Genomic DNA, 7946 nt, shown 5'->3' on the forward strand with positions numbered 1-7946 from the left:
AGTTGTTTTTCAAGCACATCAAACAACATTTGACCATTAAAACGTACTATTCACAGTCTGAACAAGGCGTGGAGAATCAAGTGATTCTTGCGATGATTGTCTACTTACTGACGTTACTGATGAAACTGGAATTACACTTGAAATCAAGCCTCTTCACTGTTTTGAGACAAATCAGAGCGTTACAGTATGAACCGTTTGCGTATTTCAAAGAATCGTTCGCACCTGGTTAAGTGAAAGAGAATACAAATGGACTAATCCACAACTGAATAACCCTAAAAATTTCTGGAAAAAGTCATCCCTTGCGCCAGCAATTGACTTTTTTGGAAATTTTAACGAAAACTACTTGTGATGAAAGTAACAATGTATGAAAATCATTTATTCTAAGTTTTATGCAACACTAGTGATTTTTAGTCTCTTGATACATCGTGGACCAAAAGTATAAACTTGATTCCTGGAAGGCGTAAGATAAGTTTAATAATACTTGAATATATGAGTCTGAAGAATGATTCCTTTTCCATCTATTAATGGTAAGATTACTTTAAATTCATTGATTGGAAAGCAGGATGGAAAATGGCTAAATATATTTACGAAACAACCGGAAATTTTGATAAGTTTGTAACTACTGTTCGTGATTTGGCTCAGGAGATCAGCGCAACTACAAATTATGAAGCCGGCCACCAAATCGGAAACACCAGCTCCCTGATGGTCTTTGAACGTTATAGTATTGCCGGTTCAAGCAGAGTATCATTAAGCGTGATGATCACTGAAATCGATGGAATAATTCAACTTGTCGCTATTCCTTCTGGATCGGTGAAGAAGCCTTTCTACAAAGATTCAAGGAATCACTGGAAACCAGCAGGAAGACCTGGTAAGCATAATTATAAATTTTGAACTAATGGATTCTTCTACGTTATCTCTTAACTATCATTCTATGAATCTGAAAATTACTTTATATAAGCACTTGGTAATCTAATATAAGAAAATGGACGTGAGAAAATGATGAAGCATACTGGGTTACATAGCCTTGAAGCCGACCGACTTTTAAGCGACTCTCTAGAAGGATTCGCTGAAGCCTCCCTCTTCCCTGCTGACCAGCTGACAAAAGTGCCATACTGGAAAAAGCTCTGGAATGAAAAACGGCTTGAGAAATTACTGACAGATTTGATGGATGACTTGGAGCCTCATATGACGGAGCTGGCTCGTTATGCTGATGATATGGATGATAAGCATTCAGACACCGTCAGTCGAGTTAAGCAGTTAGTTACTGAAACGCTTAAAGAGATCGATGAGAAACGTCTCCTCTTTGATCGGCCATTCCTGATTTACTTTATGTCTCAAGGCTATATGGATGTGGCAGAACATTTTATCGAGCGAGCGAAAAAAGAAGATCCGAATCTGAAAAATGAAGAGATTTTCCAGGCACTTAGAAATGTCTGGATCATGAATAGTCTTCAGCTTCTGTGGGATCAGCCTCTCACCCTCACCTCCCCTATGTACGCCTACAGTATGCTCTACCCCTACACTGATAATTTTCTGGATGATCCTGATGTCAGCGGTGATATTAAAGAAGCGTTTAATAATAGACTCAAGCTTGTCTTGTCAGGAGAATCTGTTGAAGGATTAAATATTAAAGAAACTCGGATGTTCGACTTAGTCGGAGAGATTCACGCAACCTTCCCGCCTGTCAAGTATCCAGAGGTTTGTGAGAGTATTCTGCTTATACATGCAGCTCAAATCGACAGTATGAGGCAATGCGGCGAAGATGAACTAACTAAAGAGGACCTGCTGAAAATCAGTTTCTACAAGGGAGGAACGTCGGTATTGGCGGATGCTTTTCTTGTAAGAGGGTCACTGAGTTACGATCAGATGCTGTTCAGCTACCAGTACGGTGCTTTTCTTCAGCTTCTGGATGATCTGCAGGATAAAGATGAAGATACAGAGCAAGGCAATCAGACCATTTTTTCCAGGCTCAAATTAAGTGAAAAAGCTGATGATGACATCCGTCAGCTCATAGCGTACATTTACTCGGTCAATACAAAATCGGCTTCAGATTCTAGACATGCCTCGTTACTGAAAGAAGTCATTAGCCAATGTACCCTGCTCATGATTAGGGAAGCAGTAGGCAAAAACCCTGGTACTGTCTCGGCAGCCTTTTACAAAGAACTTGAAGCCTGTTCAAAAGTCAGGTTGTCCTTTTATAAAAAGCTTAATGACAAGATCAGCACATTCATCAAGGAGTCCGAACTGATGAGCTGACTTGATTCCTTTGATAGTTAACAGACCCCTTCCACCAGGACTGGTCATGATGAAGGGGGTCTTATAGTCTTCTGAAATCAGTTACCTTTCAGCATATCTTCAGCCATCTTACGGTAGTCTTCCAGACCTGATGACTCGGCAAATTCGGCAATGGTAATGGCTTGAATAGAAAGGCGTTCGATCGTGTGCTCTTTCATCTTGGGCCAGGTCCGTCCACCGGCTGCTTTGTAAGCTTCAATCAGCTTGTCCAAACCGCCTTCACCAAACAGCATATAGACAGCGGAAAAATCGATCGACGGATCAGAACCTTCTGCTTCAGTCCAGTCAATGATCCCTGTGACTCGATTGTCATCATCGATAAGTGTGTGTCCTGGGAACAAGTCTCCGTGAACCATAACTGTGTGTTCCGGCCAGTAAGTCTTATCATTCACCCAAGTCTGCCACCTCTCCCAGAGCTTGTCCGATACAGTGTAGCTGTTTTTAATCTTGTTCATCCGGGTCTTCAACGTATTCTTTACCTCTTCCGCAGAATATATGTTGACCCCTGCTCTACTCGCTTCCTCCAGCGGCAGATTGTGCAAGGCAGCAAGGCTCTGTCCGAGTGAGGTGATGTATGTTTCAGGAACAGCTTCCGGGTCAAATACCCACTTCGGTTCCTGAGTTTCTGGGTCAGTTATGACGGCAGGCTTACCTGTAAGTTTTTTATATAAAATCAGGTCATCACACACTATTTGCCAGATGGGGACTTCAAACGTCGCCTGCTTACTTCTGATGAAATCAAGGAGTCTCTTTTCTTCCATGATTTTGTCGTAGACGTCTTTTCGCCTGGGAATTCTGCAGACCCATTCCTGTCCGGTTGTATCTTCTGCAAAGATGACCTCGAAATCCAGTCCCATGGATTCGAGAGTCATGGATGCTTCGATCAGATCGATTCCAGATGATGCAGCCTGATCTCTAACGCGTTTTGTTGTTTCGTTCATTGTATTCTTTCCCCCGTGTCGTATTTCCATCATACCTTTGAGCGATGATCAGGACGATGACTGTCCAAAGTAGAAAGACGATCGTGACCGGTGTCGGAGGAATGCTGATGCCCAGAAATTCCAGCAGAGCCATAAGCAGAAACGCTCCCCCGCTGATATAGGCGTAGATTCCTAGAAAGCGGCTGAGACCGTCAGTATCTACCTTTTTCTTTTTTTCTTTAGGCATCGTATTATATCCTGCAATCAGCATATCCCATTTCAGAACATGAACGGCGAAGCCAATGATCAGCAGGAGAATACCCATGAACAGATAAGTCCACATGTTAGATCCTTCTTTCCAGGTTAAGTTTACTGTTATTTATCAGAATAATACTTCTGAGGACGCCAGTTGCCATCAGAGGCCTGTTTCAAAAAATCATAGGTCTGAAAGGCACTTGCGTTGGCTCCGAATACATCGGGGCCTTTTTCCTTAGTAATGGCGCCAAGCTCATAAAGAATCCACGTCATGTACTTTTCCGCCCAGTTCTTGTCAGTCACCTGATAGAGGCGAGACAAAGCGATGGCATCTCTATCTTCGAAGATGTCATCCAATGTGCGTCCCCTGCTCTTTTCAGTTTTGATAAAGGCACTTAAAATATCAAAAAAGCTGTCTCTCTGCTGGACTGAAATTACTCCGGAATGGGTCATGACTTTGAAAACAGCCAGAAGTTCAATAATTTCTTTGTAATCGGGAAGGTTCAGATTACTGAGAATCTTCTGACTGTGTTCTCTCGTTTCTTCCATGGCGCTGATAAACAGCTTGAACTTACTTAGTTCCTCCTCGAATACAGGACCTTCTTTTGTAAAGTCCGGGTTGAAATACAGGTATTCTCTAACCCAGGGTTTCTCTTCTATCAGTTCAGTCAATTCAGACATGATACGCTCCTTTTAAGCATAGATATAGTGTTTAAGTTCATCCAGTCGTGCTGCAGTATCTTTTACACCCAGGTCATACATCATCTGAAGCTTGTCAGGGTCACGTTCGAGACGTTTGATCGGAATCGCTACAGAAGGACGGATAACGAAGGCCTCTTTCGTTTGCTCATCCTTTGTAATCTGCTCTACAGTATTGTTGTAGTTACGGTATCGCTGTTTCAAGGTCTCTTTAAACTGCGGATACTTTTTATACCACTGATCGATCAGGAAAGGGTTTGGCTTTGATTTTCTGTAGTCAAGCGGACGGGTGAGTATTACGATTTTTTTATCGTAACCCAGATCACTAGCTTTCTCGTACGGGATGCTGTCAGCCACGCCTCCATCAAGGTAAGGGATTCCTTCCAGGTCTACAGGTTTTGATACAAAAGGCATAGACCCTGATGCTCTAAGAGTTTCCATCTGACTGAACGGATCAGTGATCTGCTTGTATTCAGCTTTTCCAGTCTCCATATTAGTTACAGTGGCATAAAAATCGATCTCAGACTTCTTAAAGCTCTGTTCATCAAAGACATCCAGTGAATAAGGAACAGTGTAATAGGCAAACTCCTTATTGATGATGTCACCTGTTCTGAGCAGATGCCTCATGCCTATGTAGCGTTTGTCATTTAGATAGGTCTTGTTGTACCTGAGTGCTCTGCCGTGCTGTCCTGAAGCATAGTTGATTCCGAACAAGGCCCCGGCTGATACGGTAACCATACCGTTCACTTTTATTTTTTCATTCATTAGTGTGTCCAGCACACCTGCTGTATAAAGGCCTCTCATGCCTCCACCTTCCAGCACCATTCCTACTGACATCTTCTCACCTTTTCATGCATATACTAATGTTTCATCCTTTTTACTATACCATTTTTTAGCATACTTAAGAAAGATTCTTCTAGAAATCCATTGGCTAAAAAGAGCCCGTCTATTGGACTCTCTATCATTTCCGGAGCGTAGATTAATCACTTTCAGTATGTGACTGAAGGAAATTGATCATGATATCGATCACTTCCTGAGTGAAAAATGGTCCACCGCCGTGATCAGCTTCGTCTACACAGTAGAAAATGGAGTCAATGCCTCTCGAGGTGCAGATCGTATGCAGCTCCACGCTTTGCTCAAAAGGGACGATTGTGTCTCTATTGCCGTGCATGATCAGTAAGGGAGGATATGTCACATCGTCTTTTAAATAATGATGAACCGTACCCGCCATTTTTCTGTCGACTGCTCCATCTGATAAGAAATCAGCCAAAAGGAGATTTTCCGGACTGGTTGGAACGTCGTGTGGGACTGTCGAGTTAGGTGTGCTGATGGTAGTTAAATCAGTAACGCCATACAAATCGATTATCCCTCTAATATCTGGAAGAGGCCTACTGGACGCATCCAGTTGATCCGTCCCCCATGTGGCCCAGCTCAACAGCGCAGTATGTCCGCCGCTGGAATCACCTGACAGGAATAGGTTAGTGATGTCTATAGGCAGCTCATCGGCATGATCGGCCAGGTAACGGACCGCCGTCTTGCAGTCTTCGACGTGACTGGGAAATGTTGCATCTGGAATAGGCAGGTATTCGACAACTGCCAATATGTATCCACTCGTCACTATATCCTTGAAATCAAATATGTGACCATTCAGATTCTGCTTGAACCAGGCTGACCCCTGGACATGAACGACTACAGGGTAGCGTGTCGTTTCATTACCATGCTGGTCAGGATACACCATGCGGATCTTCAGATTTTGGCCATTCTTTCTAGTGTAGACTAGGTCTTCACTGTCCGCCCGTGCAAGTATATTTGTCAAATCACCCTTGACTGTTTTCATCCCGGGTGCTGTCGCTTCAGATTTTGGCATTGTTTCGGGAGTATAGGACATTCAATTACACACACCTTTCAAATGGGAATATCTTATCTATGAGTTTATATGTCCGGTCAATTGATGTCAATTTAACAAGTAATCGCTTCCTGAAGTCTGTATAAAAAAGCACAGAACTGAAGTTCACCGGATAGTTTCGTGCTGAACTATTTCCTGACGTAATATTCTATAGTTTAAGACATAAAACAATGCCTGAACTACACTCAATTTCGGATGAGTATAGTTCAGGCATCTGGTTCCTTGCTGTACTTAAGTTTACTTGTCCAATAATGAAGTTTATCCTTCTAGAATCAAATAAACTCAATTCAAGGTGAACTACCCACCACTTAAATCCTTTGGATTTTGAAGTGGGGGCTTCCTACGAACTCCATTCTTGTCTGCACAGACTTCATACAGACAGAGGAATCGGATAGGGGTAGGCTCAAAAGGCAGTCCCTGCCTCATAGGTTTTCTTTTACTTGGCTAACGCCAAGGAATACTCAGTAGGCTTGGTTGTCGCCTATATAGACTTGGTTATCGTCTATATATAAAGTATACCAAATGAGAATGACATTAACCACTTCAAGCTATCGCTTGACCGAAATTCATCTCCCACTTTCACTGGTGCTTCGCACCCATACGCTTAGAAGTGGGAGACTTCTTTCGGAATTACGTTAAAATTCCTCCATTTCAAAATGATAGTCTGCAATGTCTTCGGGTGTTGCCTTGTAGAGTTCATCTAAAAAGGCCACTTGAAAACTTGCGGGTGCATCGGTTTGTTCTTCAGCCCGCTCCCCTGCCAGGTTGAAGACTGATACGGCGGTCAAGGCAGCAATGAACGGTGTACTGGACGTCAGATAGATCGAAGCAGCTCCGCCTAGTGCACATCCGCCACCAGTGATTTTTCCGAGGAAATGGGACCCGCCCCGGCATGTAGCCACATATTCCCCGTCAGTGACCAGATCGATTTCTCCTGAAATGATGACTGCTCCGTCTGTCCAGCGGGCGATCGATACAGCTGCGGCTTTTGCTTCATCAACGTGATTGGTCGAGTCCACGCCTCTGACTTTAGATTCACCTTTCCCTCCTTCAAGATGCCATAATCCTGCAAGTGCGATTATTTCTGATGCATTTCCTTTGATGATGTCCGGTTTGTAATCCTTGAAAAGTTTCAGCATGGCTGTACGCAGTTGGCCTATCCCGATAGCTACCGGATCCAGTACCCACGGTTTATCCTCTTTTTTCAAAGTCTTTACAGCTAGCGGAAGCGTCTCTTCATAAATTGGAAGCATCGTTCCCATATTGATATAGGTGGCTCCTCCTGCTTTGGCCAGAAACTGACCTTCATCCGGGAGGTAGACCATGGCAGCCGATCCGCCTACTGCGATCTGCGTATTGGCCACAAGGTTGATTGTGACAGAATTGGTGATCGAACCGGCCATCGGGTTCGTCTCTTTGACGTCAGTGACTGTCTGTCTGATCTGTTTTCTGATTTCTTCAAGTCGGGTCATCTTTTCATCCTTTCGATCGACACAGAACAAAAAAGATGCTCAGTCGTCATGACAGGCATCATAAGGGAGTGAAATATGGTCAATTGATCCCTACGATAGTCTGAACTAACAGGTTCAAAGGGTCAGGCATAACCTTCTCAACTCGTCTGAGTCCCCCTTCAATTTAACTAAGCTATGCTTTTTTTGATCATGTCTTTAATCATTTCCTTAATCTAAATGAAGTGTAACATAAAGAACTGGACAGTATAAAGTAGAAGCCAATTATATAATAATAAAAAAAGCTTCGGCTACGCCTTCGCCCTTTTGGGATAGTGCGTAGCCATTACTTTTTCAGTTCTGAATTATCGTAGACGATACCGTGAATACTCTTATAGTAAACAGGAACCATCTCATTTCCAC

At 43.2% G+C, this 7946-nt stretch carries 8 protein-coding genes, 1 pseudogene and 1 riboswitch; of the genes and pseudogenes, 3 read left to right on the forward strand and 6 right to left on the reverse strand.

Features of this window, described 5'->3' with window-relative positions; genetic code table 11:
* From ACYQ4S_RS09640 to ACYQ4S_RS09650, 3 genes and pseudogenes are all read left to right on the forward strand, one after another.
* Nucleotides 1-230 (forward strand): annotated as a pseudogene (locus ACYQ4S_RS09640) (IS4 family transposase); the annotation flags it as partial.
* Between the two features lie 340 nt (nt 231-570).
* The gene (locus ACYQ4S_RS09645; protein ID WP_459770840.1) at nt 571-891 is read left to right on the forward strand and encodes a DUF6054 family protein; all 321 of its coding nucleotides are present in this window, start codon (nt 571-573) and stop codon (nt 889-891) included.
* Nucleotides 892-996: 105 nt separating this feature from the next.
* Nucleotides 997-2256 carry a hypothetical protein gene (locus tag ACYQ4S_RS09650; protein ID WP_459770841.1) on the forward strand — a complete coding sequence of 420 codons (1260 nt, stop codon included), beginning with the start codon at nt 997-999 and terminating at the stop codon, nt 2254-2256.
* Nucleotides 2257-2333: 77 nt separating this feature from the next.
* Here the strand turns inward: ACYQ4S_RS09650 and ACYQ4S_RS09655 are convergent, their stop codons facing one another.
* From ACYQ4S_RS09655 to thiM, 6 genes are all read right to left on the reverse strand, one after another.
* Nucleotides 2334-3236 (reverse strand): macrolide 2'-phosphotransferase, encoded by a 903-nt coding sequence (locus tag ACYQ4S_RS09655; RefSeq protein ID WP_346024205.1) that lies wholly within the window; start codon nt 3234-3236, stop codon nt 2334-2336.
* Nucleotides 3211-3558 (reverse strand): DUF3784 domain-containing protein, encoded by a 348-nt coding sequence (locus ACYQ4S_RS09660; RefSeq protein ID WP_346024206.1) that lies wholly within the window; start codon nt 3556-3558, stop codon nt 3211-3213. The genes ACYQ4S_RS09655 and ACYQ4S_RS09660 overlap by 26 nt, the downstream gene beginning before the upstream one ends.
* A 32-nt stretch (nt 3559-3590) precedes the next feature.
* Nucleotides 3591-4151: a hypothetical protein gene (locus ACYQ4S_RS09665; RefSeq protein WP_459770843.1), complete on the reverse strand. Its 561-nt coding sequence runs from the start codon at nt 4149-4151 to the stop codon at nt 3591-3593.
* A gap of 12 nt (nt 4152-4163) precedes the next feature.
* On the reverse strand, nt 4164-5006 hold the full coding sequence (locus ACYQ4S_RS09670; protein ID WP_459770845.1) for a patatin-like phospholipase family protein: 843 nt from the start codon (nt 5004-5006) through the stop codon (nt 4164-4166).
* Nucleotides 5007-5148: 142 nt separating this feature from the next.
* The gene (locus tag ACYQ4S_RS09675; protein WP_346024209.1) at nt 5149-6057 is read right to left on the reverse strand and encodes an alpha/beta hydrolase; all 909 of its coding nucleotides are present in this window, start codon (nt 6055-6057) and stop codon (nt 5149-5151) included.
* Nucleotides 6058-6710: 653 nt separating this feature from the next.
* Nucleotides 6711-7547, reverse strand: coding sequence for a hydroxyethylthiazole kinase (gene thiM, locus ACYQ4S_RS09680; RefSeq protein ID WP_459770847.1), 837 nt, complete (start codon nt 7545-7547; stop codon nt 6711-6713).
* Nucleotides 7548-7617: 70 nt separating this feature from the next.
* Nucleotides 7618-7715, reverse strand: a riboswitch (TPP riboswitch).
* Nucleotides 7716-7946 lie beyond the last annotated feature (231 nt).

The sequence above is a fragment of the Alkalibacterium sp. s-m-28 genome, assembly GCF_054658175.1.